The following is a 23,991-nucleotide window of genomic DNA, read 5'->3' as shown; positions in this document are numbered from 1 at the left end:
GTCTCAGGGGCCAGTACAGTTCTGGTCTATGCAGCTCCGGCTTGGTGGGGCTGGCGGATAGGGCAGGCCGGGATAGGGGGCCTGGGTCTGGATGTAGGTGTTCCATGGCATGAAGCCGGGTTCGTCCCAGCCATTCTGGCGGGAGTAACGGGGTGTCTGGTACGTTCCCCAGAGCGGCGCTGCCCACGGTGCCGGTATGCCCTGCTGGCGGTACTGGTCCTGCTGCCATGTGCCGGAAAAGGATGGCGGCGGCGGTGGGGGCGGTGGCAGATGGGTGAATTCCCCGGTGGGCGGCGGCGGAGGAGGGGGCGGGCTGAGCAGGTATTCACTGCCGCCGTAGAATCCTTGGGCTCTGGCAGGCAGGATGCCCCCGCCGGCCAGGGCAAGAAGAATGATGGCAATGGATGGACAGTGCAAACGGGTCATCTCACGGTTCCTGCATCATGTGGCCACTTTGCTGGCAGCCAGTCTATGACCTTCTCATGTCATGATAGCTTAGAAAGTATTAAATGCTGGGAAATCATGGTGTTATTTTTGTTCTGGCCTTTTGTGATGGTTATGTGATGCTTACTGTGAGTGCTGTTTAATATATATTTAACGATAGTAATGTATATGAGCGCTCCCGGTTAGCTTTGCACGCAAAGACTTCTGGCTGGTTTTGCTGATTTCTGTGACATGATCGACCTATGTACCGTGTTCTTGGCAACGTGATATGAGGACAAGGTCTGCCATGACAAAACTTTGGAGAAGGATTACCTGATGCCTCGTATAGCTGGTTCTTCCTGTCCTGCGGAAACCGAGGGACGTATGAAGGATTTTCTTGCCGATATACGTGCGCTTGCTGAAGGGAGCATGGTGGATTCAGCTGACCGGCAGGGCAGAAGGCTGAGACGCTGCGGCCCTCCGGCCATGTGTGTTGCAGGGTATGAGCAGGACAGGGGCCTTTATGAGCGGGCTCTGGATGCTGGGCTGGGGCTGGCAGGCATGGTGGCCTTCAGTGTGGATGGCATGGGGGGATGACCTTGTATTTGCCTTTGTGAGTGGCATCATCCCTGTTTGGGGGTGAATGGTCATGGGAGGCTACTTTTTTCAATCTGTTACGGGGAGACCTGCCGGGGGATTGTTCCGGCAGGTCTTATTTTTTTAAAGGCCATTTTCGGAAAATGTTCATATGGCCATTTTTTTGGCTTTTTCCGGCAGTATGGTCATGACTGTCCGATTGATGGGCATTGTCTGTTTGAAATAGGATCGTATTGATCTTATTAATGTGATGGCCTTATGAAAGGTCTTGTAGGCAAGGCTGCAACAATCATTTAATGTGGCGTTAAGGAATAGGCCGGAGAAGGGAGTGGGATATGACATCACAACCAGCCAGTACGTTTATTGAAAAAGGGATTGGGCGCCTGCTGTCACGGTTTCAGCAGGAGTTTTCTCCTTCCCAGACATTAAGCGATATTGTTGGGCAGGCAGAGCGTCTGCGTGGGATGACAGAAACCTTGCTGGGACTGTCCCACCATTATCCGGACCGGGCGGGTGCCGTGCTGAATGTCCTTTCTGGCCTTGCAGATGTCGGTATCATCCATGACATGGCCAGTGCCGCAGATGAGATTGCCATCATTGCCCGCAAGATGGAGGCAGGGCTGGCGTCGGAGAAGCGGGAAGGCAGCCATTCTTTTGCCGGTTTTTCCGCTCTGGCTGCACAGCATGAAGGCCACGGCGTGAACGGGTTTGGCGGTCATTTCGTGCAGGGCATGTCCCCGGAAGTGAAAGAAAAGCCCGGCCAGTGGATCGCAAGCCGTGATGAACCTTACTGTGCCCCGGAAGAATCCATTTTCAGTGACGAGATCATCTGTCTGCATTGTGGTGGGGCCTTCAGCATGCTGAAGCGCCATATCGAGCGGCAGCATCGCCAGAGTCCGGATGGCTATCGTGTCTATTGGGGGCTGTCCCCGGATTATCCCATGGCCTGTGAGAGCTATTCGGCCATGAAGAAGCTGGAGGCCTCCAGGACCGGTCTTGGCCATTATGACCGCAAGAAGAAAGGCCGCTCCCGCATCAAGGCATGAGGATGTCACGCCAGGGCCATGCAGAAAGGGCGCAGGGGGATGAACCCTCTGCGCCCTTTTCCTGTGTGAAGTCTTGCAGATGTTACTGCTTCATGGCGATGGTCTGCTGGAGCAGATTGTCTGCCGTCGTGACGGTTTTTGTATTGGCGCTGTAGGCTTCCTGCGCCACGATGAGGGCAGAAAGATCGCCTGTCAGGTTTGTTGTGGAGGATTCCACATACCCGACGGCGAGTGAGCCCGTTCCATTTTCGCCAACAAAACCGGTCTTGGGTGTGCCAGACCGTGCCGTGGCCAGATAGGCCTGACCATCGACGGCCTGAAGCCCGTTGACGTTGTTGAAATTCGTCAGAGCCACCTTGCCGATCAGCTGGCTGTAACCGTTGTCGAACTGCGCCATGACAGAACCATCGCTTTCAATCTCCGCACCCTTGTAGGTCCCAGAGGTGATGCTGTCGTTGCTCAGGGCACTGGTATCGGCTCCGGTGGAAGTGCCGGTTGTCAGAGAAGCGTTGGAAAGGTCCAGGCTGTAGCTGCTGCCATTGATGGTCAGATTTGCCGTGACCGGGCTGCCCTTGCTGACAGGCTGGCCATCAAAGCTCTGCATCGTGCCATCCTTGTTGAAGATGACGGAATGGGCTTTGTCCATCTGCACGGCAGAGGAGGCGGAGCCGTCATAGGGATTTACAGCCTGCACGGACCATGTGGGCGGGGAGGCGGCTGTCTGTGTCCATTTCACGGCAACAGGCGTGTTGGTGGCCGTGCCGTTCTTGTCCGTGCTGCTTACCGTCAAGGGGGAGCTCATGTAGCTCTGTCGGCTGTCGGTGGTGGTGCCGAGCGTGGTGGCCGGCATGGTGAGTTTCGTGCCGGAAAGGGTGAGGGGGTTGGCCTGGTTGGTTGCAGCCGAATTGTTGGATGTCACCATGGTCGTACCGCTGGTTCCGCCAATCGTGCCGAGAGAGAGCGTCATGGTCTGCTCTTCATTGTTGGCGTAATGGGCGGTGACGGGGATTTCCGCAGCGGATCCCGCCGTGGTGGAGCCAACGGCCTTGCCTGTCTGCATGTCGGTGATGGAGGCCAGGGAGCCGGAATGGTCGAAAGCGACCTGGTAGCTGTTCGGAGAGACGGTCCCGTTGCCATCAGCATCATAGGCAGAGACGGTCCAGATGAGCGGATTGGTGTCGCTCTCCTGCCACTGCACGGCGATCTTGTGTGGATTGGAGCTGGAGTCGTATGTCGTGGTGGGAGCGGTGGTATAGCTCTGCGGCGTGTAGTTTGTGGAATCGGCCGGCAGCTTCCCGACGGCCGCATTCAGTGTCATGGTTGTTGTGGCCGTGGGCTTGAAGCCGATGTTGCTGACATTGATGGGTGTGAGGGTATTGTTCAGCGTACCGGTGGAATCTGCCATGTAGCCATCAAGGTAATAGCCTGATGTGTTGACCAGATAGCCTTTCTTGTCCTGCTGGAAGTCGCCATTCCTCGTGTAGAATTTCTGTTCGGAGAAGTTGGTGACACCGGCATTGGCCGTCCCGGCGCCTGTCGGCTTGGAGGTGACGAACATCCCACTGCCGGAAATGTCCATGGCCAGACCATTGGTGCTGCTGGTGGCTGTGCCGGAATTGTCGACATGCTGGACAGTAATGGCCTGGACAGTGTTGGATTCCGCCTGCGAGGCGGAATTGCCGGTGATGTTGCCGGCCACGAAGTCGGCAAAGGATGTCGTGTCGGCCTTGTAGCCGACGGTCTGGCTGTTGGCGATGTTGTTGCTCAGGTTGGTAAAGGCGTCTGACTGGGCATTGATGCCGCTGACAGCCGTCGTAAGTGCATTGAACACACCGGACATGATTCTATCCTTGTCTGTGACCTGATGATTAAGGCTATTTGTAGGCAAACCCTAGAAAACGCTTTTTATAAAAGCAAATATAACCTGCTTATTTCATGAACAGGCTGTTAAAGTCAGGAAGGACCTGCTTCTGCAGGGCGTGCTGCACGGGCACCAGGGGTTTTGAGCCGTACGACGTAGGCAATGATGGTGGCGACAGGTTTCCAGAATTCTTCGGGGATTTCACTGTCCAGCGGCAAGGCATGCAGGGCCCGTGCCAGTGGCGGGTTGGACATGACAGGAATCTTCGCCTCCCGGGCGATGTCACGGATGCGGAATGCCAGTTCGTCCGTTCCCTTGGCAACGATCTGCGGAGCCGTCCCGTCATGCTGGTCATAGCGTATGGCAACTGCATAATGGGTCGGGTTGACCACGATGACCGTGGCTTCCTGCACGGCTTTTTTCATGTGGCGGCGGGAGCGGCTCAGCCGGAGCTGCCGGAGGCGGGCTTTCATCTGCGGGTCACCCTCGCTCTGCTTCATCTCATCCTTGATGTCCTGAAGGCTCATCCGCAGTTTGGAAAAGCGGTGATAGCGGGACCAGACCTCATCCAGCCCGGTGATGATGCACTGTATGGCCAGCACCATGAAACCTGCGTAGATGAACCATGACTTCATGGCGTTGACGAGCTGCCAGGTTGTCCATCGTTCTGTCTGTGGGGCCAGAGACACGGTCTGAAGGGCAACCTTGTAGAGAATCAGGCTGAATACGGTGATCTTGGCAATGGTCTTGAGCAGCTCGATCAGATTATTGAGGCCGACAATCCGCTTGATGCCTTTCAGGGGAGAAAGACGGCTGATATCCGGCTTCAGGGCGGCGGGGCGGAAGAGGAACCCTGTCTGGAGCACGCCGCCCATCAGGATGGCGCAGGCCCCTGTGCCCATGAGCGGGGCGATGAGGTGCAGGCCCGCCATGATGGCGTGGAGGGTGAAACCATACAGGGCAGCCGGGTCGTTGGGGACAAGGCCGAAATTGAGAAGAAGGCCGTTCATCTCATGCATGAACTGGCGTGCCGAGGCCGGAATGCTCAGGGCGAATACGAGGAGAAACGTCCCCAGGGCCACAAGGATCAGCAGTTCCTTGGACTGGGCAACATTGCCTTCCTCACGGGCTTTCTGGAGGCGCTTTTCTGTTGGGGCTTGTGACTTTTCACCACCGCCACTGCCATTCTCTTCCGCCATGGGAGGTCAGACCGGAGGACTGGCGGGAGCGATGAGACCTGGCAGGGTGGAGAGGTGGAGCTGCATCTTTTCGGCCCATGTGCCTGTCAGAATCTGGATCAGCAGGGCCAGGAGCAGGATGCCTCCCAGAATCTGGGCCGGAATGGCCAGGGAATAGACCTGTATGGAGGGCATGAGGCGGTTCAGCACGCCCAGCATGGCTGGCCAGAGGGTGCCCAACAGCAGATAGGGGGCTGCCAGCTGCATGGCAATGAGAAAGCTGGTGCTGACAGCCCGTGTCATGTCGGTGGCCATGTCTCCGACGATCATGGCTGTGACATGCCCCGCCGGGAAAAGCGTGTAGGAACCGGACAGCGCCAGCAGGGGCAGGGCGTACAGACCGGTGGAAAAGAGAATGATGGGCGCCAGAGCGCTTGTCATGTGGCTGACGGCTGTGCTGGAGGCCCCAAGCTGGCTGTCTGTCTGGATGACACTGGCCATGCCGGTGAAGACGGCAATGATCTGCCCGGCGATGGCAAGCGACATGGTCAGCAGTCGGGCCAGCATCCCGAGGAAGAAGCCACAGAGGAGCTCCCCGGCAATCAGTCGGAGAGCCATGGCGGGCATCCGCAGGGCCTCCCCTGACACGGCTACCAGGCGCTGCTGGAGGACGGGCAGAAGCGCCAGCGTGATTACCAGGCAGAGGCCGGCCCGTACCCGTGCTGGTGCTCCGCTTTCACCCAGCCCTGGTGCCAGCATGACAACCGCACTGACACGGCAGAGAATGATGGCAAACATGCCCGTCAGTACGGCCAGCGATCCGTGAGGGGCAGCGAGGTCAGGCGAGCCGAAAAAGTCGGAGAGGGACAGCATTCACACTCCCCCGGCCTTGATGAGCTGGTCGAAGATCATTTCCGCATAGGCATGGATGGTGGCATGCATGAAGGAAGCTGTCAGGATCAGCGTGGCCATGGCGGCGATGAATTTCGGCACGAAGGACAGCGTGGCCTCACTGACCTGTGTCATGGCCTGGAACAGTGAAACACAGAGCCCGGCCAGGAGGGACGCCAGAAGAGAAGGAGCTCCCAGCTTGACAGCAACCAGCAGTGTCTGACGCAGGATCTCCTGAACATCAACAGCGTGACCCATGGGTGTCCTCCTGTTTCCTGCCGTGCCGGTCAGACGGACATCCGCATGACATCCTGATAGGCGCTGACAAAGCGGTCCCGCAGGGTGGTGACCGTCTGGAGTGTCAGTTTGGCTTCTTCGACAGAGGCGACGACATCGGACATGTTGCCTTTGCCGGAAAGTGCCTGGGCGGTCTGGCTCTCGGCGACTTTGCCTGTGTTGATGGCACCCCGGATGGCGTTGTCCAGCACGTGGCTGAAGCTGGAAACGGCATCGGTGCTTTCTGTTTCGTCGGCAGGGCCTGCGCTGGCGGGGCTGCTGGTCTGGCTGAGCTGCTGTGCCCGGCCATAGGCCTGCCCGGCATCGAAGCTCTGTGCTGCGGAACTGGCAATGCTGGATAGGGACATGGGCTGGTTATGGCCTCCTTTCCGTCATGGGTATGATGGTGGCCTGTTTGTAATAGCCATTTCGGCATAACGCCATGTTTTTTCTTTTAACAGAAGGTTTATGTAAGGTTATTTTCATATATACGTCTGCAAATGGCTTTGTTTTTCCTTCTGTATTCGGTATCAGAATGGCCATCTGAGTGTTGCAGAATGAAATATCAGGGAGAAAAGAATCATGTCAGACGCATCAGTGGCTTCCGAAATCGCTTCAGCCATGCGGGTCAAGACAGCCCAGCAGGCCAATGAGATGCGTAAAGCTGCCATGTCGGAGAAGGCAGGCCGTGTGCAGGTTTCTTCCCAGCGCAGCAATGGGGCGGAGGCCTCCATGCAGTTCGATGCTACGGGTCAGGTCGTGCCCAGTGCCAAAGGAGTCCGTAAAAACTCTGCCACGGCCAGCTTCGTCAATCTTCTGGCCTGATGGCCGGTCATGTCATGCGGGGCGGTCTCCGCTCTGCGTGAAAATAGGGGATGCGGGAACGGATCAAGGAGCATGAAGGGGTGCAGCACCATGCTATGCGCTGTTCATAAGGCTGTCTCTAAAGCCATGGCAGGCGATGGAATCTGGCGCAGGGCCGGCTGTGGTGTTGCCGGTCTCATCATGCTGGGTGGGCCTGTGGTGGGCAGCCAGATGTGGCTGTCGGGTACGGCGCTGGCTGCGCAGGGGCCCGCCAGGACGTCTTCACCCTTCATGGATGAGGCCTCGGCTGGAGCTGGTCCGTCACACTCTCAGCCAGCATCGGAGCACAGGCAGTCCCAGGCGAATCCCCATCATGGCCATCCCCGTCCCGTTTCTCCGCATCATCAGGTGCGGGGGCGCCCTGCCGTGCCGCCGCCCCTGCAGGTGCAGGACCATGTGAAAGCAGGCGATCCGCTTTTGCAGGGGGTTCCTGCGGGGTGGGGGGCGCATGTGCTTGGTGTTGGTGCTGCCCAGGGTGGGGCGCCCCCGCAGAAAACACCTCCAGAGGCGCCTTCAGCTGATCACAGGGCGGAGCACAGGGATCAGTCCCTTCATCAATTTTTACAGGCGGAGGGGCGTGAGGCAGATGCTGCAAAACCGGGGCTGGCTGTGCCTTCCCAGCCAGCGGGAAACGAACCGGCTGTATCTGCGCCGTCCCGCAACAGGATTCTGATTCCCGTGCCCGGGCAGATGGGCATTGCGGCTTATCAGAGTGGAGACCGCTTCATCATTCTGGTGGATGCCCGTCAGCCCATGGATGTCTCTGCCCTGCGTGGGGATGGCATGTTCAGCCGCCTGGGTGTGACAACCCTGCCTGACCTGACAATGATCAGCCTGCCAGTGCCTGATACGCGCCAGCTTTACCTTTCCCAGCAGAGTGATGGATGGGTGCTAGGGGATCAGCCACCGCCGGGCATGGATTATACGGACAGGCCGGAGATCACGCCCCGGTTACGGGGGGATGGCCTCCTGTTCCCCATGCGGCGGCCGGGACGTGTCTTTTCCATCAAGGACCCGGCATCAGGCACGTCTCTGGTCGTGGGGACCACGACACTGGATGATGGCGGCCTGCTCTCCCTGCGCAAGGGCAGGGATTATGATGTCTGGCCTTCCATGGAAGGCGTGGTGATTGCCCAGCATGAGCCGCCGCAGGTGGTCATGCGGGCCATCATGCAGGGAGACCTGCTCCAGCGGGCTGATGACCGCCCTCTGGCTGATATGGACCGGGCCGTTTACGCCAGTGATGTGGACCTGAACTGGCTTGGCCTGAAACATCTTGCCGCTCCACAGGCGCAGGAGCGTTATCGTCAGGCTCTTGTGGCGGCAGCGGATTCATCTCCTGGTGAACGTTTTGGTAAACGGCTGGACGCAGCCCGGGCTGCTCTGGGTGTTGGTGCCTTCCCCGATGCACGGGCCATCATGGATGTCGCTCTGGAAGATGACCCGGAAGAAGCTTTCCGGCCGGATGTAAGATTTTTTCTGGCGGCGACTGACCTGCTTGCAGGCCGGATGAAAGGTGCGGCCCAGCTGATGCAGGAATGGCCGGAGCAGGCCATGCGGGCCACAAAACTGTGGCAGGGCCTGTATGAGGCCGCCGCCGGGGGGAATGACGCCGAGGCGGCCCGGCTGCTGGCCCGGGACATGCCACGTCTGCTGAATTATCCGGAGCCGTTGCGGGCGTCTCTGCTGCCCATGGCGGCGGAACTCATTGCCCGCCGTGGCACGCCAGCGGACCGCAAGGCGCTGGATTTCCTGCCAGAGGGCAGTGAATTCCGTTTCATTCAGGCCGTGCGTGCTCTGCGGGATGGGGATGAGAAGAAGGCCACCAGCCTGCTGGAGGCCCTCTCTGTGGATCATGACCCTGTCATTGCCGAGAAGGCGATGGAAGAGGGTGTGGCCCTGAGCCTGCGGGACGGGCACCTCCCGGCAGAAAAAGCGGCCCGGCAATATGCGTCGCTTTTGCCAGATGCCCGGCTGTCTGGTCGTGATGGGATTGTCAACATGCTGCGGGCTGGGGCCGATATACGGGCCCATCAGTGGGAAGCTGCTCTTCAGGCGCTGGATCAGGCCCGTCAGGCAGCACCGCCTCATGATGAAGCAAGGATGCAGGCCCTGCTGTCCGCAGCGCTGTCGGGCGTTGTTCAGGGGCTGCCCGGGCCTGATGGTGGTGGGTCGCAGAATGAGGCCACCCTGCTGCATGAAGCCGCCCTGCTGAAGGCGCACATGCAGGATCTCCCGGCCAGCGCAAAGAAGGGCAACCTGCTGTTGGCCTATGGGCGGCTGCTTGGCCGGCTGGGGCTGGAGGAACAGGCCGGGAATGCCATGAACACGGCCATTCCCATGATGACAGACCCGCAGGACCGGGCTGCTGCCGGGGATGCCTTGGCCGAGAATGAGATCAGACGGGGGCAGCTGGACAAGGCCTCGGCCACATTGGCGGATACGGGTGGGGCGTCCCTGCCCCCACAGGAAACGGCACGCCGGACCCGTCTCATGGCCAGCATGGCGGCTGCCTCGGGCAAGCCGGAGGTCGCCCTGTATCTTCTGGGAGCGGATCAGGACCCGCAGGCAGCGGACATACGGGCCCATATCCATGAGAATCGGGAAGAATGGTCTCCTGCCGTGGCGGATCTGCGCAGCATGGTGATGCAGCTTCTGCCACCGCAGGGAGACATGACGGTGTCTCAGCAGCTTCTTGCCCTGCGGCTGGCATCGGATGCTTCCCGGGCCGGAGATGCAGGTGCGCTGGAGTGGATACGCAATCGTGTGGGGGATCGGCCTTTTGAGGGTGATGCCGGACGGATGTTCCGTCTTCTTGTATCGGCCCAGCAGGCACAGTGAGCGCATGAGGAAGGAGTGACGTGGGATGAGTGTGACACATACGGGCGGGACGGACCTTCTGAACCTGGCCGAGCGGCGGATGAGCTGGCTCCAGAATCGTGAATCCGTGCTGGCGGGCAACGTCGCCAATGCCAACACGCCTCATTACAGCCCGAAGGATGTTTCGCCGTTTCAGGGTGTTCTGGAGACTGCCCATGCCGTGGCGCTGACGCGTACACAGCCGGGGCACATGCTGGGGCCTGCGGGGGAAACACATGCCCGCAGGCAGGGCGGTCGGGCCTCGCTGGATGGCAACCGTGTGGTGCTGGAGGACGAGCTGGGGAAAATCGCCCAGACGAGTGATCAGCAGCGTTTCGCCACTACCGTATATGGCCGGTACATGGGGCTTTACGGCATGGCCCTTGGCGGTAGTGGCCAGTAAGTCGTGGTGCGGTAAAGGAGAGAGGAGGAGAGGATGGATTTTTCCGACACGATTGGTGTTTCAGCGGCCGGGATGAGAGCACAGACAGCCCGCCTGCGGGTTGCTGCCGAGAATCTTGCCAATGCGGAGACGACGGGCGCATCGCCCGGGGCTGACCCGTATCGCCGCAAGACAGTGACATTCCGGGAAGCACTGGACCGTGCGAGTGGTGTTTCCAGTGTGTCGATCCGCTCTGTCGGGGAGGATCAGTCCGACTTCCAGATGCGGTATGACCCGGCCCATCCGGCGGCCAATGAACAGGGCTATGTGAAGATGCCAAATGTCAGCTCCATCGTGGAGATCATGGACAGTCACGATGCCCAGCACTCTTACGAGGCCAATCTCAATACGATGCAGGTGACCCGGTCCATGCTGGCACGGGCCATCAATCTGATGAAGGATTGAGGAAGAACGCCATGAGAGGGAATGTCAGATCCATGAGAAAAAAGGGATTCTCCCTGAGCAGGATCACCAATCTTGCCTCCTGCCTGATGACGGTGCTGCTGGCGTTGAATCTTCATTCCCTTGCGGCACAGATCAGCAGTTCTTCTGCCCAGACCGAGACAGCTCATGGAAAGTCGGGGGAGGCCGCCCCGCAGGGCAAGGCTGCAAAGGCGGTACCTGCACCGCCGCCTGCGGGTGTGAAAGCGCCAGAGACAGTGCGGCCCAGCAGGCAGCGCCTGTTTCTGAACCACCTCCAGGGCTGGACGCCAGCCAATGGTCTTGCGGATGATGATCCTGCCACCGGGCAGGTTGATGAGGAACAGCCTGATTCCCGTGTCCGTCTGGCTGAACGGGGGCTGAATGACGACCTTGCCTCGCATCGGCAGGCCATGCAGGGAGAGGCGGAACGTTTCCAGCACCAGCAGAAGGCTCTCGAGCAGGAGCAGAAGGAGCTGGACGAAAAATTACAGGCACTGGGCCGGAATGCTTCCGAACTTTCTGCCCAGCAGGAGCAGCGCCGGCAGGATGTCGAGCAGAGCATTGCTCGCCTGGCCCATATCTACGAGCAGATGCCTCCACGTGATGCGGCGGCCATGTTCAATATTCTGGATATGCGGGTGCTGGTCCCTGTGGCCCAGCACATGATTCCCCGCCGGATTTCGGATGTTATTGGCAACATGCAGCCCGACCGTGCCAATATTCTTTCCCAGTATCTGGCGGGCATCCGCAAGCTCAGTCCCGATACGATCAACCGTATGAACAGTCCGATCGATTCCAACATCGCACCGTGAGGTTCGCTCCCTCCGTGATCATTGGGAGGGAGCTGTGATGTGTCTTACTGGCCCTGCATGCAGCCATCGGGTGCTGTGCCGGGGGGGAGAGGCTGTTTGAGGAAGGAGGCCAGAGCTACCGTGCTGTTGCAGTATCCGCCCATGGGCAGGGTAGCGATTTCCTCGAAGTAGTTATTTTCCGGCGTGGCCCCGTCCGTGTCATGGGGAGCCAGCCTGAAGAGGCTGACATGGGCTGTTGTTTCCGTTTTTGCGTAGGTTGAATCCCCCAGAGGCCGTTCCATGCGGATCATGAACAGGTTCCATCGTCCCTGTGCGCTCTGCACTGTGTAGAAACCAACGGTGGTCAGGGCATCTTCACCGTCATGTGGTGCATCTCTCAGGCTGTACTCCTTTCCCTGCGTGTCCCGGAAAGGCACGGCACAGAGAAGGGCTGCTTCGCGGGGGCAGGGTTCAAAGGCGAGATATTCGTTCCATGACCACGCATTGGCATTGTCGTGATAGAGTTTGAGAAGTTTCAGGACTTCCCCTTTCTGGATGGGAACCTGCGCTTCCGTGTCCAGCTTGATGGGAATGACCCGGACCGTATCACGGACATCCTGAATTGTGGACCCTGCACGGCCTGCGCCGGGCAGGAGCAGCAGCGCAAGGGCCAGAATGGTGCAGAGGGGTTTGGGGAGGCACTTTTTCTGTTTTTTCATGCTGGTCTCAAAAGATGGATTGGTGAAAGGCTGATCCCATATCGTAAAATTCTGAACAACATCAGGTCATAAAGCAGTTGTGATGGTGTTCTGCAGAAAATACGTCCGCACGATTTTACAGTTCCTCGGGGAGGTGTGCCAATTCAGCAATCTGAAGCTGTGGGATCATGACCGGAGTCATGTGATCTTACAGCTGTCGATAGTAAATAAAATACAGATTTACCCTTAAAACAGGTTAAGTTTTGATAGTTTATTCATTGTTTTCAAAAAAATGTCTTTTATTCCGTTAAAAATTTCATCATGTTTTGGGCATAATCAAGTCTAAACCATGCATTTGTATGGTCTTTTTTAGAATTCATGTCTTGAGTCTCTGTCATCAGCCAAGCCTTTGGTCATGTTGACGGAAGGAATGAAATTTCTAGAGGGATGGGACGTTTTCATGTTCAACTGGTTGTATAAGTCAGCCCCGTTCCGCGTGCAGGTACGGGTGGCAATGCTGGCCATCGAGCTCTATCTCGCCGTGCAGCTTCTCGTGGAGGGTGTCGGTTATGTTCAGAGTGGCATCTTCAGCCGTGTTTCCATCATCAATATGGCAACACTTCTCTTTGGGATGGTGCTTGTCTGGACCGTATGGTTTTTCCTTACCAAGGCCCTGACCGAACCCATTGAAAAGCTGACGGCAATGGGTATGGGCCTGAGCCGTGGTGAAAGTCCTGATCTCAGCCTGTATGAGAACAGGACAAACTGTGTTGGACGCGTTGGCCGGATGCTGGCCTCTTTCGCCCTGAGCCTCCAGGAGCAGAAGGCAGCAGAAAAGGCGCACAGCGAGGCTGTGAACAAGGCGCTGGAAACGACGGAAAAGCTCAAGGAGCGTGAGGCCCGCACACATGCCGTCGTGGAAGAGCTGAACCGTGTCATGCAGCTTCTGGCACAGGGCAATCTGTCCATCCGCATTACCAGTGCCCTGTTTGATGGTGAATTCGGTCCCGTGCGGGAGGCTTTCAATGAATCCCTGACAGGCCTTGGCGGCGCTTTGTCCGTCGTGGCGGAAAGCTCCAACATGATCGCCAACGGGGCCAGTGAAATCTCCACGGCATCAGATGATCTGGCAAAGCGTACGGAGCGTCAGGCCGCAAGCCTTGGCCAGGTAACGGCTTCTGTCAAATCGATCGCTTCCGGCTTCAAGGTCACGGCCAGCAACTGTTCCCATGCCAGCAGCGAGACCAAGGCAACGCTGGAAAAGGTCAAGACGGCCTCTAACGGGATGGAACAGACCAGCGTGGCGATGAACTCCATCAAGACCTCGTCTGATGATATCGTGCAGATCACACGCTCTGTCAGTGACATTGCGTTCAAGACCAACGTGCTGGCACTCAATGCCAGTGTGGAGGCGGCCCGTGCCGGTGAAGCCGGACGTGGTTTTGCCGTGGTCGCCAAGGAGGTCCAGTCCCTGGCAGAGCAGTCCGCCAAGGCGGCTGACATGATCCGTGACGTGCTGGAAACCGCCACAGCCCATGTGCAGGAGGGTGTCCGCCTTGTGGCCCGGACCAGCGGTCTGCTCAAGGATGTGGAAGAAGGGACGGAAGCTCTGGCGGATCGGGTGGAGGTTGTCTCCAAGGCGACTGAGGAACAGGCCCGCAGCCTGGCAGAAGTCTCCGATGCTGTGAGCAGCATGGATGGCATGACCCAGCAGAATGCGGCGATGGTCGAAGAATCCACGGCAGCCAGCCATAACCTGACCACCCAGACCGTCAAGCTGCGTCAGACACTGGCAACTTTCACCATTGGTTCCAGCCAGAGCCTGAAGCTTTCTCATGAGCGTCCGGCCCTTCCCAATGAGACAGCTGCCCAGACACAGCCGAAGAGCAGCACGCCAATGCTGAGCAGCCAGCGTGGTGAGATCCAGCAGGATGGCAAGATATTGCCGACCCACTCTGATGATGAAGCAGGCTGGGATCATTTCTGATGGCGGCGGCAGTACAGGAGGGAATCCCCCTCATTTCTCTGCCGCAGCGTCTGGATACCGGTGCGGCGGCAGGGCTGAAGGCTCTTCTTCTGGAGGAGATCGGAGCGGCAGAAGGGACGACGCCACTGCTGGATGCTTCCGGGGTCGATTATGTCGGGGGGCTGTGCCTTCAGCTCCTTCTGGCCAGCGGGCTGAAAGTTGGCCCGTGTTCTGACAAGGCAGCGGAAGCCTTCACGCTGTTTGGTGTCCAGCAGCAGCTTCTGGAATCGATGGATGAGAAGGAGAGCCGCCATGACGGATGAACCGAAGGTGAGAGTCCTGACGGTTGATGACTCCCGCACCATGCAGGGTGTCCTGCGCAAGGCCCTCAGTGAGGCCGGTTATGATGTCATCCAGGGGGGTGATGGTGTTGAAGGGCTGGAGGTGCTGCAGCAGGCGGACCCCATGCCGCAGGCCATCATCACGGACATCAACATGCCCCGGATGGACGGTTTCCAGTTCATCGAGGCGGTGCGGAAACTGGAGGCTTTCTCCAGTATTCCCATCATCTGCCTGACGACCGAAACGGATGAGGAGAAGAAGAACCGGGCCAGATCCCTCGGGGCTACGGGGTGGATAGCCAAGCCCTTCAATGCCGAGAAGCTCGTATGGGCCATCCGGCGGGTTACAGCGTAAGGGAGCGTGGATATGGGCGACGTCATGGATGATATTCTCAAGATATTCTTTGAGGAATGTGATGAGCTGCTCCCCGAGCTGGAAAGCGGGCTGGGTGAACTTTCTGCGGAGGAGTCCAGTCAGGAAACCATCAATGCCATTTTCCGGGCGGTACATTCCATCAAGGGTGGAGCGGCGTCCTTCGGTCTGGACCGTCTCGTCCGTTTTGCCCATGTCTATGAAAGTGCGTTGGATGGTCTGCGGTCCGGTCAGGTGGAGCCGGACCCGGCCATCATCAAGACGTTCTTTCTGGCGATGGACCTTCTCAGTGATCTGGTGGCCGAGGCGAAACAGGCCGGGGATGAGGTTGATGGCGGGCGGATAGACGAGACTGTCCGCAAGCTGGAGGCGATCATCGGTCAAGGGGGGGATGCCCCCGCTGCTTCTGACGTGGGGGAAACCCCTGTTCCGGAAGATTTTACCCCCGTGACGGTAGATCTGGGTGGCTTCGATTTTGATGAGCCAGCCGAAGAGGGCGGTGAATCTTCCCGGCCGAAGCTGGTCGTGACCTTCCGGCCACAGGCTGAACTGTACAGCCGTGGCGATGACGCCCGGAATCTTCTGCTGGGCCTGAAGGAGCTGCTGCCGGCCGAAGATGCCGGGGCCATGGATGTAACGTGCAACACGCAGGACCTGCCCGTGCTGTCAGAGCTGGCGCCTGAGGAGGCTTGCCTGGGCTGGACGGTCCGTCTGCCGGAACCTCCGGGCGGCACGGCCGAGGATGATATCCAGGCCGTCTTCGACTGGGTTGGTGATGTCTGCGATTTTCAGATTGCCCGTGAGGAGCAGACTGACGATACGGTCGAGGCGGATGCTGTGGAAAGTCCGGCTGTCCAGGAGATGGCTCCGGCGGTTCCCGTGCCTGCCGAGACCGTGGAAAGTGAGGCACAGGCCGCCGCTCCTGCTGCTCCGGCAAAATCGGGGCGCAAGCGGGAGCAGAACGCTTCCATCCGTGTTGATATCGGGCGGATCGGCATGTTGATGGACATGGTCGGGGAGATGGTCATTGGCCAGGCCTCTCTTGAATCAGCCCTGACACGGGAGGGAGCCTTGTATGACCCGGAACTGCTCAAGCGGCTGGCTGTCATCAAGACACTGACACGGGATATTCAGGAAGCCGTCATGGCGATCCGTGCACAGCCTGTCCGCAACGTGTTCCAGCGGATGCAGCGTGTAGTGCGGGAGGCCAGCAGCCTGGCGGACAAGGATGTGGCGCTCGTGCTGGAAGGGGAGGAGACAGAGGTTGACCGGACCCTTATCGAAAACCTGACGGATCCGCTGACCCATATGCTGCGCAATGCGGTGGACCACGGGATTGAGACCCCGCAGGCCCGTCTTGCGGCAGGGAAACCGGCTCAGGGTACGATATGGCTCTCCGCCCGTCACCGTTCCGGGCGCATTCTCATCGAGATCAGGGATGATGGCGGTGGGATCAATACCCAGCGTGTCCTTCAGACAGCCATCAAACGGGGGATTGTCCCCTCCGGGGCATCGCTCGGGGAAAATGAGATCAACGAGCTGATCTTCGCTCCGGGCTTTTCCACCGCTGAAACCGTATCCGACCTTTCGGGGCGGGGTGTCGGGATGGATGTGGTCAAGCAGGCCATCCAGAATCTTGGTGGGCGTGTGAACATCAAGAGCACGCAGGGCAAGGGGACACTCTTCACCCTCAGCCTGCCGCTGACCCTCGCCGTGCTGGATGGGATGCTCATCGAGTGCCGTGGGTCCACCATGGTTGTGCCGGTATCATCCGTTGTGGAACTTGTCACGGTGCAGCTGAAGGATGATGTGTACACCATTCCGGATGGCAGTCATGTCGTTTCCGTGCGGGGGCGCTGCATCCCGCTGATCTATCTGGGAGACGAGCTGACCCTCCCGGAGGTTGAGAGTGTGCAGGAAGAGACCCATCACATGGGTCGCGCCGGGGAAGAGGGGCAGCTGATTGTCCTTGTCGTGGAGAACGAGGCTGGTGCCCGGGCAGCGCTGGTGGTGGATGGTGTCCGCGACCAGGCTCAGGTTGTCATCAAAAGCATCGAGAAGAATTACCGCCAGATCAAGGGTGTTTCGGCTGCAACCATTCTTGGGGATGGCAGCGTGTCTCTCATTCTTGATGTTTCAACACTGATTGTTTCCGCAACGAAACGTGTTGATACCCGTGCGCTGGAAGCCATCGCAGAGCGGGCAGCATAACAGGCAGGTCAGGAAAGAAAGTCATGGATCTTATGTCTCTGGAAGAAAAGAAACAGACAGACGGACAGGTGAACGGGGCTTCGGCCCTTCCCTCCGGGGGACGGGAGCAGATGATCATCTTCACCGTGGGGGACCAGCGATACTGCATTCCCATCCTGAGCATCAAGGAAATCAGGGAGTTCGAAGACCCGACCTACCTGCCGCATTGCCCTGCCTATGTGGAAGGGGCCATCAATATCCGCGGCAATATCGTAACGGTCGTCAATCTTGCCAACTATCTGGGGGCCGTGCCGGAGGCCGACAATGAGCGGCGTGTGGTCATCATCATTGAGGATGGCCAGAACCGTGCTACATGCGGGCTGCTTGTGGACAGTGTGATCGGCATCACGGAGATTGCCCTGGATGAGATACAGCCCATTTCCGTTGATGGTGGTGCAGCTGAGCTGAGTGGTCTTGTCAGCATTGGGGAGCGTGTCATCCGCATCCTGCGGCTGGATACTGTTCTGACCCGCCTGCTGGGAGATGGGGCCGTCGGTACGGCCGCAGGATGAGGGCAGGCCGATGATAAACATGGAGCCACAGGGCGGTTTCTCCTACTCGGAGGCTGATTTCCGGCGTGTGCAGGAGATCGCCCGGCAGGAAGCAGGAATCAGTCTGCCCATCTCCAAGCGCAGTCTCGTGTTTTCCCGTGTGTCCCGGCGCATCCGTGCTACCGGGCGGGCGTCCTTCCGTGATTATCTGGATTACGTCAGCATGAGGGAGGGGCAGGAGGAGCTGAAGGAGCTCATCTGTGTTCTGACAACCAATGTGACGCAGTTCTTCCGGGAGAAAAGTCATTTTGAACATCTGGAGACGCATGTCCTGCCCCAGCTGGGGCAGAAACTGCGTGCCGGAGGGCGGGGGCGTTTCTGGTCGGCAGCCTGTTCGACAGGGCAGGAGCCATGGAGCATGGCCATGTCCATCATGGCGGAGCTGCCGGATGCCTTGCGGATGGATCTCAAGATTCTGGCAACGGACATCAACCACGCAGTGGTGGAGACAGGGCGCATTGGCCAGTACCCCGGCGAGGAGGTGCAGAGTGTGCCGCAGCGCTGGCGGGATGCCTACATGGAACCCGTGGAGATGGCGCAGTTCAGCATGGCACGGGAGATACGGCGCCTTGTCACGTTCCGGCAGCTCAACCTGAATCGGGACTGGCCTTTCAAAGGTCAGTTTGATGTCATTTTCTGCCGGAATGTCGTGATCTATTTCGATGACGAAACCCGCAATGCCTTGTGGAAGCGGCTTGCCGAACGGCTGGTGCCGGGCGGATTTCTCTATGTGGGTCATTCCGAGCGGGTGGACTGCATCAGGGAGTGCCATCTCGAGGCTGTGGCGCCGACAATCTACATGAAAAAGGGTTGAGGCCATGAAAGAACGGGTCAAGGTTCTTGTAGTGGATGATTCAAGAACCGCCAGAGAGCTGATAAGGCGCTCTTTTCTCAAATATCCCGAGATTGATGTCATTGGCATGGCATCGAACCCCATCGAGGCACGGGACCTCATCATCGCCGACCAGCCTGATGTCATCACGCTGGATATCGAGATGCCGGGCATGAACGGGCTCCAGTTTCTGGAAAAGATCATGCGGCTGCGGCCGATCCCGGTGGTGATGGTGTCCAGCATGACCACACGGGGGGCCAATACGGCGATCACGGCTCTCCAGATGGGAGCTTTTGAATGTTTTCCCAAGCAGGGCGGGGCCGGGGAAGCCTTTGCCGGGTTGGGGCAGATCGTGCTGGAAGCCGCCCGCTATCAGCCCGGCCACCGGCAGGCGACCCCGGGCCCCCGGCCTGTACGGACAGAGCCTGTCGCAGGCAGCGGTACGGCGGCGTGGCGGACACCGTTCGATGTGGTGGGGATTGGCTCTTCCACCGGTGGGGTGGAAGCTGTTGAAGAGGTGATAAAAGACTTCCCGGCCAAGAGTCCGCCCATCGTCATATGCCAGCATATGCCTTCGCTTTATACGTCCAGTTTTGCTGCCCGTCTGGATAGCCTGATCCCGCAGCTTTCCGTTGCCGAGGCGCAGGATGGGGAGATGCTGGCTCCCGGCATGGTCCGTATTGCTCCCGGTGGGGAGGCCCATCTCGTGCTGGAGGGACATGCCCCACGGCTTTTCACAAGGTTGCGGTCTGGGGAGCCTGTTGGTGGTCATCGGCCATCGGTGGACAGGCTCTTCCATTCCATTGCCCAGACGGCAGGCAGGACCTCACTGGGGATCATCCTGACAGGCATGGGGCAGGATGGTGCAGAAGGGTTGCTGGCCATGCGGCGGGCCGGGGCACGGACCATAGGGCAGGACAGGGCCTCCTCGGTCGTCTATGGTATGCCCCGTGTCGCTGCCGAGCTGGGAGCTGTGGAAAAGGTTGGCTCCCTGATGGACATTCCCGGCCTGGCCATGGGCCTGCACTAGGAAAGATGAACGCCTGGCGTGGCGTTCCTGATGTCAGGCCATCCTGACAAAGAGTGATTATCAGAAGGCAGAAAGGTTCATAAATGCCGTCCGCATCTCAGATTCGCGCTTTAATTGTAGATGATCAGGCCTCCATCCGGCAGGTTCTGGCCAGCCACATGGCGGCGCTCGGCTTCAAAGGGGTCGTGCAGCGTAAGGATGGAAAGGAGGCTCTGGAATATCTGGAGGCCAACCCCATCCATCTCGTGATTTCAGATTTCAACATGCCGGGCATGGATGGGCTGGCCCTGCTGGAGGCCGTGCGCTCCAACCCGAAGACAGCCAAACTGGCGTTCATCATTCTGACAGGTGAGGCAAATGCCGGGCTGGTGCAGAAGGCCGTTGCGGCGGGGGTCAACAATTTTCTGGCCAAGCCCTATACGGTCGCCAAGCTGAAGGAAACCCTGGAGAAAGTTTTCGGGCCTATCAGGTGACGGACCTGCTGAAGATCACGACTGTTATCCAGGGCGAAATCGCCATTTCGGATGACCCCGGCGTGGTGTTCGGCACGTTGCTGGGGTCGTGCATTTCAGTCTGCATGTATGATCTTCAGGCAGGGGTAGGGGGTATGAACCATTTCCTTCTGCCCGGAGAGGACTGCATGGGGAGCATGGATGCAGCTGCCTATCTGTACGGGGTAAACGCCATGAAAGGGCTGGAAACCGGGCTCATGAAGGCAGGGGGCGTGCGGGAGCGTTTCCAGTGCAAGGCGTTTGGTGGAGCGGCCGTGCTGTCCATTGCCAGTGACATTGGTCAGGAGAATGTCGGTTTTCTTCTGGATTATTTCCGGCGGGAGGAGATCCGCTGTGTGTCTTACAGTTTTGGTGGCAACCAGGTGCGGCGTATCCGTTTCTGGCCAACGACAGGAAAAGTTCTTCAGAACCTGTGCTGACCGGCGACCGGTCGTGATGATGGGAGAGGCCGGTATGGAGAGAGAAAGATGATGCCCAAAGATACAGGAACCCAGCCTGTCGGGGAGGCAGACAGCATAAGGGCCTCGGTGTTGATGAAGAGGCTGGGGGCCATTCTGGATGATGTCTGTGGTCGGCTCTCGGATGTTCAGGATGTCGTTTCAGATTATGTCGGCACGGGAGAGCTGGATGCCGGGCAGATGGAACGGCTCCAGAGTCTTGATGCCCTGACACAGGAGGTTGAAGCCGTCCGTACCGTGCTGGAGCAGGTGGAACAGGCGGCTCCGGAGATCGGCAATCCCCGTTATGGGATGGGTACCGTTCTGGCGGGTGTAAAGCTTTCGCAGATAAGGGATATGCTGCGGTATGGCCAGACGGCGGACCTGAAAGAAGACAGGGGCAATTTTACCTTGTTCTGACCCTGACCTATGTTCTATGTGCCAAGTAGGGCAAGGTTATCCGGTGTGGTACCGCAAGCTGTGGCTGGCCGCATCGGAGCATCTGGAGAGAGCTGATGGCAGGGAGGGAACAGGGGGCGAATCTTATTGGCGTCATTGCCGAAACCGCCCGGGGTGCCGTTTTTCAGCCGCATGGCCACGTTGCGGGGCCGGCCAGACGTTTTCTGGCCGGGTATCATGAATCCGCAGGGCTTGTGGGGATGGGTGTACAGATGCTCCCTGTCCTTCTCGAGGGGCAATGGCCATTTCCCGGCACGGGCGGGCTGGGGCAGGAGAAACGGTGTCTTGTCGGCCAGGGAGATGGCAGCGGCAATGACAGTGTCTATGATTCGATCCTGCGTCATCACCCTCCCCTGGTGCGGGAGGTGGATGAGATTGTCATTTCTTTCATCCCTGCCAGCATGTTCCAGCGTTGTTCCATAGGAGAAGCGTTGAACATCGGGCGGCTGGCAGCCTGTTTTGACCTTGCTTCATGGTTTGTGGATACTTTGCCCGGCCAGACCAGCAGCGGCTTTTATGAGCTGACGAAGCTGGATGTCAAAGCGCTTTCCCTGGGTGTCTGGGTCAATGTTCTGGTGACGTGGCTGTATGGAATGGACGTCCTGTCAGCCCGGGCGTTGCAGAAGATGCGTCTGGCCATCTGTGGCATCGTCATGGAAAATCTGGCACTGCTGAAGCTTGGCCCTTCAGCCCCGGCCTGTAGCAGTACGGCGGTTCTGCCAAAGAAATGTCTGGTGGAGGCCTATATGGGGCTGTACCCTGGCATGATGGGCAGGGTGGCGCGCATGCTTGCCTTCTGTCCGGAGGAACATATCCTCAAGACAGCCGGCTGTCCCGAGCGGGTGTGCCGTGATGTGCTCAGCAGGTCACTTGATTTCTTTCAGAGCAAGCAGGCTGTATGAGCTACTTTTTTTCGTCAGATTTTCCCTATAAGAAGTGACGGGGCCACTTTTGCGGTGTGTTTTGTGCAATCGGGCCAGTTGTTGGGGAGAAGTGGGAATATGGCAGCGTTTTCCATGCTGACTATTCTGCGTATTTTTTTAAACAGGTCCCGTGTGGGGGCCTGCTCTGTTCTGCTGCCATCCGTGGCGGCAATGTCTTTTGGGGCATCGCCTTCGATGGCCGCTGATGGCAGCCGGGCAGGTCAGCCTCTGCTCTATTCGGCCCAGGGTGCCCTGTCTCATGCCATGCAGACGCCTGCCGTCGTAAAGCAGACAGAGAAAGCACCAGAGCGACAGGTCATCCTTACACGGGACGGAAAACCTGTCCAGCAGGTATCCGTGGTGCAGAAACCGAAGGTAGTGGATGCCGAGAAGACGGCGGCCCATTATATCCATGACATGGGGTTGCGGCGTCGGCCATATTCCAATTATCCGACGGAAGAATTCGGTGTGTTCGGTGAGAACGGGCGTGAGCTGCTCGAGCGCGTGAACATTCCTTTGCATGAAGGGGATCCGACCAATAATGATGGGCCGCCGCTGCCCCGGCCAGAAGCACTCTTCCAGAAAATGCGTTGGAATGAGTGGCTGCGGGATCGTGGTGTGGTCGTCCTGCTGGACAACACCAACGAATTTTCTGGTGCCATCACCTCTCCGAGGAAAGGACTGGGGTTGAGGCAGGGGTCCTCCAATACGGGACAGTATGGTTTCGAGAATGACATTGACTGGTACAAGCTGGCCGGGATCCCCGGGTTCCAGACCCATGTCATCGGTGTAGGCCGTTACGGTATTCCAGCCAGCAGGATGTTTGGCGACAATGTGAACCCCAGCCAGGAAATCTATGGTGGTGGTGGTAACGTGGCGTTCCATCTCGTCTATTTCTACGGGGAAGAGACCCTCTGGGGTGGACGGCTGAACATCGCAGCAGGCCGCATGTCCATGGATTCGGACTTCGCCATCAGCCCGATCTACTGTAACTTCATGAACAACGCTTTCTGCGGAAACCCCAAGGCCGTTACGGATACGTACACACGGTCATCCTATCCGGGGTCAAGCTGGGGGGCCCGTATTCGTGGCCGTCCTACAGACAGTACCTACATCCAGGTCGGTGTCTATTTTCCCGAGCGCGGTATTTATGGCGTGCAGCAGAATCGCAGCGGGTTCAAGTTCAATGGCGGGACCATCAGCGGGGTCGTGACCCCGATCGAGGTTGGCTGGGAGCCTGAGTTTGGTAAACAGCAGCTGCCGGGTCACTACAAATTTGGGTTCTCCCCGGATACGTCCGACCATTATCTTGGTGTGTATAGTCCTCCCAATCGGCGCAATGCATGGCGGACCCGGATGACCATTCCCAACTGCCCGACCTGTCAGGGGGTGGGCGATGAGGTTCCCGGTACGGGTATCCGTCGTAATTTCAACTGGAGCATGTGGTTCCTTGCGGACCAGATGATCATGAAGAACAAGACACAGGACACGCCAGAAGGGGGACTGGTGGCCTTCTTTGATGCATACTGGAACAAGCCAGCCACAGCCATGCGTGGCAAGCTGTATGCATTCGGTCTTGTGGATACGGGCTTCTGGCCAGCCCGCCCGCTGGATACGGTGGGTGTTTCCTTCTCCTATACCGGTTCCAGCAGCTATACCCGTGCTGCGCAGCGGTTCCAGGTGGATCATGGGATGGCTCCGGAGGGGGCGACCGCCTATTATGCGAGTGGCGGGGCGCCGCTCCTGTGGGGGTCTTATGGTGTGCAGCGCTGGGGCAGCACGCTGGAGGCCACCTACCGCATCCATGTCATGCGGGGTGTGACCTTTGCGCCGGATTTCCAGTATTACTTCCATCCGGGGATGCAGCGTGTCCTGAAGGACGCCGCCATGCTGGGCTTCAAGTCCCACATCCAGCTCTTCTGATGACGCTTCCTGCTTCCCGATGCAAAGGGGAAGCAGGAGGTTCGG

At 58.6% G+C, this 23,991-nt stretch carries 26 protein-coding genes; 19 read left to right on the top strand and 7 right to left on the bottom strand.

Annotated features, from left to right (window positions below; genetic code table 11):
• Positions 1-3: 3 nt before the first annotated feature.
• Positions 4-426 carry a hypothetical protein gene (locus GM608_RS06775; RefSeq protein ID WP_043558192.1) on the bottom strand — a complete coding sequence of 141 codons (423 nt, stop codon included), beginning with the start codon at positions 424-426 and terminating at the stop codon, positions 4-6.
• A 333-nt stretch (positions 427-759) separates the two neighbouring features.
• Here GM608_RS06775 and GM608_RS06770 point away from each other — a divergent pair, with 333 nt between their 5' ends.
• Both GM608_RS06770 and GM608_RS06765 read left to right on the top strand, forming a co-directional pair.
• Positions 760-1,020: a hypothetical protein gene (locus GM608_RS06770; protein WP_143539915.1), complete on the top strand. Its 261-nt coding sequence runs from the start codon at positions 760-762 to the stop codon at positions 1,018-1,020.
• 335 nt (positions 1,021-1,355) lie between these two features.
• Complete coding sequence (locus tag GM608_RS06765; protein ID WP_052348907.1) at positions 1,356-2,066, top strand: MucR family transcriptional regulator; 711 nt, start codon at positions 1,356-1,358, stop codon at positions 2,064-2,066.
• Positions 2,067-2,148: 82 nt separating this feature from the next.
• On the opposite strand, the gene GM608_RS06760 is transcribed toward GM608_RS06765, so the two are convergent.
• The 5 genes from GM608_RS06760 to fliE all read right to left on the bottom strand — a co-directional run bounded on the left by GM608_RS06760 (position 2,149) and on the right by fliE (position 6,640).
• Positions 2,149-3,906 (bottom strand): flagellar hook-basal body complex protein, encoded by a 1,758-nt coding sequence (locus tag GM608_RS06760; RefSeq protein ID WP_043558197.1) that lies wholly within the window; start codon positions 3,904-3,906, stop codon positions 2,149-2,151.
• A 113-nt stretch (positions 3,907-4,019) separates the two neighbouring features.
• Complete coding sequence (locus GM608_RS06755) at positions 4,020-5,126, bottom strand: flagellar biosynthesis protein FlhB (RefSeq protein ID WP_081562778.1); 1,107 nt, start codon at positions 5,124-5,126, stop codon at positions 4,020-4,022.
• 6 nt (positions 5,127-5,132) lie between these two features.
• Positions 5,133-5,978: a flagellar biosynthetic protein FliR gene (locus GM608_RS06750; RefSeq protein WP_227449682.1), complete on the bottom strand. Its 846-nt coding sequence runs from the start codon at positions 5,976-5,978 to the stop codon at positions 5,133-5,135.
• Entirely contained in the window at positions 5,979-6,254 is a 276-nt protein-coding gene (locus GM608_RS06745; protein WP_043558202.1) for an EscS/YscS/HrcS family type III secretion system export apparatus protein, read from the bottom strand. It abuts the gene before it with no gap.
• 29 nt (positions 6,255-6,283) lie between these two features.
• Positions 6,284-6,640 carry a flagellar hook-basal body complex protein FliE gene (gene fliE / locus GM608_RS06740; protein WP_043558205.1) on the bottom strand — a complete coding sequence of 119 codons (357 nt, stop codon included), beginning with the start codon at positions 6,638-6,640 and terminating at the stop codon, positions 6,284-6,286.
• 214 nt (positions 6,641-6,854) lie between these two features.
• Here fliE and GM608_RS06735 point away from each other — a divergent pair, with 214 nt between their 5' ends.
• The 5 genes from GM608_RS06735 (at position 6,855) to GM608_RS06715 (ending at position 11,672) form a co-directional block, all read left to right on the top strand.
• The gene (locus tag GM608_RS06735; RefSeq protein WP_081562777.1) at positions 6,855-7,097 is read left to right on the top strand and encodes a hypothetical protein; all 243 of its coding nucleotides are present in this window, start codon (positions 6,855-6,857) and stop codon (positions 7,095-7,097) included.
• A 126-nt stretch (positions 7,098-7,223) separates the two neighbouring features.
• On the top strand, positions 7,224-9,977 hold the full coding sequence (locus GM608_RS06730) for a hypothetical protein (RefSeq protein ID WP_282802942.1): 2,754 nt from the start codon (positions 7,224-7,226) through the stop codon (positions 9,975-9,977).
• Between the two features lie 25 nt (positions 9,978-10,002).
• Positions 10,003-10,398, top strand: a complete 396-nt coding sequence (locus GM608_RS06725; RefSeq protein WP_043558209.1) for a flagellar basal body protein — start codon at positions 10,003-10,005, stop codon at positions 10,396-10,398.
• Between the two features lie 33 nt (positions 10,399-10,431).
• Positions 10,432-10,842 carry a flagellar basal body rod protein FlgC gene (gene flgC / locus GM608_RS06720; protein ID WP_043558212.1) on the top strand — a complete coding sequence of 137 codons (411 nt, stop codon included), beginning with the start codon at positions 10,432-10,434 and terminating at the stop codon, positions 10,840-10,842.
• Between the two features lie 32 nt (positions 10,843-10,874).
• On the top strand, positions 10,875-11,672 hold the full coding sequence (locus tag GM608_RS06715) for a MotE family protein (RefSeq protein ID WP_081562775.1): 798 nt from the start codon (positions 10,875-10,877) through the stop codon (positions 11,670-11,672).
• A gap of 44 nt (positions 11,673-11,716) precedes the next feature.
• Here the strand turns inward: GM608_RS06715 and GM608_RS06710 are convergent, their stop codons facing one another.
• Positions 11,717-12,370, bottom strand: coding sequence for a hypothetical protein (locus GM608_RS06710; RefSeq protein WP_154981160.1), 654 nt, complete (start codon positions 12,368-12,370; stop codon positions 11,717-11,719).
• Positions 12,371-12,809: 439 nt separating this feature from the next.
• Between GM608_RS06710 and GM608_RS06705 the strand changes: the two genes are divergently transcribed.
• The 12 genes from GM608_RS06705 to GM608_RS06650 all read left to right on the top strand — a co-directional run bounded on the left by GM608_RS06705 (position 12,810) and on the right by GM608_RS06650 (position 23,946).
• Entirely contained in the window at positions 12,810-14,336 is a 1,527-nt protein-coding gene (locus tag GM608_RS06705) for a methyl-accepting chemotaxis protein (protein ID WP_043558218.1), read from the top strand.
• Complete coding sequence (locus GM608_RS06700; protein WP_081562774.1) at positions 14,336-14,638, top strand: hypothetical protein; 303 nt, start codon at positions 14,336-14,338, stop codon at positions 14,636-14,638. The genes GM608_RS06705 and GM608_RS06700 overlap by 1 nt, the downstream gene beginning before the upstream one ends.
• Positions 14,628-15,011 (top strand): response regulator, encoded by a 384-nt coding sequence (locus GM608_RS06695; RefSeq protein WP_043558224.1) that lies wholly within the window; start codon positions 14,628-14,630, stop codon positions 15,009-15,011. The genes GM608_RS06700 and GM608_RS06695 overlap by 11 nt, the downstream gene beginning before the upstream one ends.
• 12 nt (positions 15,012-15,023) lie before the next feature.
• Positions 15,024-17,240, top strand: a complete 2,217-nt coding sequence (locus tag GM608_RS06690) for a chemotaxis protein CheA (RefSeq protein ID WP_081562773.1) — start codon at positions 15,024-15,026, stop codon at positions 17,238-17,240.
• Between the two features lie 23 nt (positions 17,241-17,263).
• Positions 17,264-17,791: a chemotaxis protein CheW gene (locus GM608_RS06685; RefSeq protein WP_227431512.1), complete on the top strand. Its 528-nt coding sequence runs from the start codon at positions 17,264-17,266 to the stop codon at positions 17,789-17,791.
• Positions 17,792-17,801: 10 nt separating this feature from the next.
• A complete protein-coding gene (locus tag GM608_RS06680) occupies positions 17,802-18,644 on the top strand; it encodes a protein-glutamate O-methyltransferase CheR (protein WP_103765237.1) in 843 nt (280 codons plus the stop codon).
• Positions 18,645-18,648: 4 nt separating this feature from the next.
• Positions 18,649-19,692 carry a chemotaxis response regulator protein-glutamate methylesterase gene (locus tag GM608_RS06675; RefSeq protein ID WP_249089587.1) on the top strand — a complete coding sequence of 348 codons (1,044 nt, stop codon included), beginning with the start codon at positions 18,649-18,651 and terminating at the stop codon, positions 19,690-19,692.
• An 83-nt stretch (positions 19,693-19,775) separates the two neighbouring features.
• Positions 19,776-20,165, top strand: coding sequence for a response regulator (locus tag GM608_RS06670; RefSeq protein WP_043558231.1), 390 nt, complete (start codon positions 19,776-19,778; stop codon positions 20,163-20,165).
• Complete coding sequence (locus GM608_RS06665) at positions 20,162-20,623, top strand: chemotaxis protein CheD (protein WP_043558235.1); 462 nt, start codon at positions 20,162-20,164, stop codon at positions 20,621-20,623. The genes GM608_RS06670 and GM608_RS06665 overlap by 4 nt, the downstream gene beginning before the upstream one ends.
• 48 nt (positions 20,624-20,671) lie before the next feature.
• The gene (locus GM608_RS06660; protein WP_043558238.1) at positions 20,672-21,061 is read left to right on the top strand and encodes a hypothetical protein; all 390 of its coding nucleotides are present in this window, start codon (positions 20,672-20,674) and stop codon (positions 21,059-21,061) included.
• 95 nt (positions 21,062-21,156) lie between these two features.
• Positions 21,157-22,002 carry a hypothetical protein gene (locus tag GM608_RS06655; RefSeq protein ID WP_043558241.1) on the top strand — a complete coding sequence of 282 codons (846 nt, stop codon included), beginning with the start codon at positions 21,157-21,159 and terminating at the stop codon, positions 22,000-22,002.
• Positions 22,003-22,218: 216 nt separating this feature from the next.
• Positions 22,219-23,946, top strand: a complete 1,728-nt coding sequence (locus GM608_RS06650) for a carbohydrate porin (RefSeq protein WP_333645270.1) — start codon at positions 22,219-22,221, stop codon at positions 23,944-23,946.
• Positions 23,947-23,991 lie beyond the last annotated feature (45 nt).

Source organism: Bombella sp. ESL0380, from assembly GCF_009725805.1.
In the GTDB taxonomy this organism is placed as follows: Bacteria; Pseudomonadota; Alphaproteobacteria; order Acetobacterales; family Acetobacteraceae; genus Bombella; species Bombella apis.
Note: the sequence above shows the minus strand (reverse complement) of the source record. Positions and strands in the feature narration are given on the sequence as shown.

Bases quoted from the DNA above. Each gene is read 5' to 3' on its own strand.
- GM608_RS06775 (WP_043558192.1), bottom strand. From the start codon at position 426: ATGACCCGTTTGCACTGTCCATCCATTGCCATCATTCTTCTTGCCCTG.
- GM608_RS06770 (WP_143539915.1), top strand. From the start codon at position 760: ATGCCTCGTATAGCTGGTTCTTCCTGTCCTGCGGAAACCGAGGGACGT.
- GM608_RS06765 (WP_052348907.1), top strand. From the start codon at position 1,356: ATGACATCACAACCAGCCAGTACGTTTATTGAAAAAGGGATTGGGCGC.
- GM608_RS06760 (WP_043558197.1), bottom strand. From the start codon at position 3,906: ATGTCCGGTGTGTTCAATGCACTTACGACGGCTGTCAGCGGCATCAAT.
- GM608_RS06755 (WP_081562778.1), bottom strand. From the start codon at position 5,126: ATGGCGGAAGAGAATGGCAGTGGCGGTGGTGAAAAGTCACAAGCCCCA.
- GM608_RS06750 (WP_227449682.1), bottom strand. From the start codon at position 5,978: ATGCTGTCCCTCTCCGACTTTTTCGGCTCGCCTGACCTCGCTGCCCCT.
- GM608_RS06745 (WP_043558202.1), bottom strand. From the start codon at position 6,254: ATGGGTCACGCTGTTGATGTTCAGGAGATCCTGCGTCAGACACTGCTG.
- fliE (WP_043558205.1), bottom strand. From the start codon at position 6,640: ATGTCCCTATCCAGCATTGCCAGTTCCGCAGCACAGAGCTTCGATGCC.
- GM608_RS06735 (WP_081562777.1), top strand. From the start codon at position 6,855: ATGTCAGACGCATCAGTGGCTTCCGAAATCGCTTCAGCCATGCGGGTC.
- GM608_RS06730 (WP_282802942.1), top strand. From the start codon at position 7,224: ATGGCAGGCGATGGAATCTGGCGCAGGGCCGGCTGTGGTGTTGCCGGT.
- GM608_RS06725 (WP_043558209.1), top strand. From the start codon at position 10,003: ATGAGTGTGACACATACGGGCGGGACGGACCTTCTGAACCTGGCCGAG.
- flgC (WP_043558212.1), top strand. From the start codon at position 10,432: ATGGATTTTTCCGACACGATTGGTGTTTCAGCGGCCGGGATGAGAGCA.
- GM608_RS06715 (WP_081562775.1), top strand. From the start codon at position 10,875: ATGAGAAAAAAGGGATTCTCCCTGAGCAGGATCACCAATCTTGCCTCC.
- GM608_RS06710 (WP_154981160.1), bottom strand. From the start codon at position 12,370: ATGAAAAAACAGAAAAAGTGCCTCCCCAAACCCCTCTGCACCATTCTG.
- GM608_RS06705 (WP_043558218.1), top strand. From the start codon at position 12,810: ATGTTCAACTGGTTGTATAAGTCAGCCCCGTTCCGCGTGCAGGTACGG.
- GM608_RS06700 (WP_081562774.1), top strand. From the start codon at position 14,336: ATGGCGGCGGCAGTACAGGAGGGAATCCCCCTCATTTCTCTGCCGCAG.
- GM608_RS06695 (WP_043558224.1), top strand. From the start codon at position 14,628: ATGACGGATGAACCGAAGGTGAGAGTCCTGACGGTTGATGACTCCCGC.
- GM608_RS06690 (WP_081562773.1), top strand. From the start codon at position 15,024: ATGGGCGACGTCATGGATGATATTCTCAAGATATTCTTTGAGGAATGT.
- GM608_RS06685 (WP_227431512.1), top strand. From the start codon at position 17,264: ATGGATCTTATGTCTCTGGAAGAAAAGAAACAGACAGACGGACAGGTG.
- GM608_RS06680 (WP_103765237.1), top strand. From the start codon at position 17,802: ATGATAAACATGGAGCCACAGGGCGGTTTCTCCTACTCGGAGGCTGAT.
- GM608_RS06675 (WP_249089587.1), top strand. From the start codon at position 18,649: ATGAAAGAACGGGTCAAGGTTCTTGTAGTGGATGATTCAAGAACCGCC.
- GM608_RS06670 (WP_043558231.1), top strand. From the start codon at position 19,776: ATGCCGTCCGCATCTCAGATTCGCGCTTTAATTGTAGATGATCAGGCC.
- GM608_RS06660 (WP_043558238.1), top strand. From the start codon at position 20,672: ATGATGCCCAAAGATACAGGAACCCAGCCTGTCGGGGAGGCAGACAGC.
- GM608_RS06655 (WP_043558241.1), top strand. From the start codon at position 21,157: ATGGCAGGGAGGGAACAGGGGGCGAATCTTATTGGCGTCATTGCCGAA.
- GM608_RS06650 (WP_333645270.1), top strand. From the start codon at position 22,219: ATGGCCGCTGATGGCAGCCGGGCAGGTCAGCCTCTGCTCTATTCGGCC.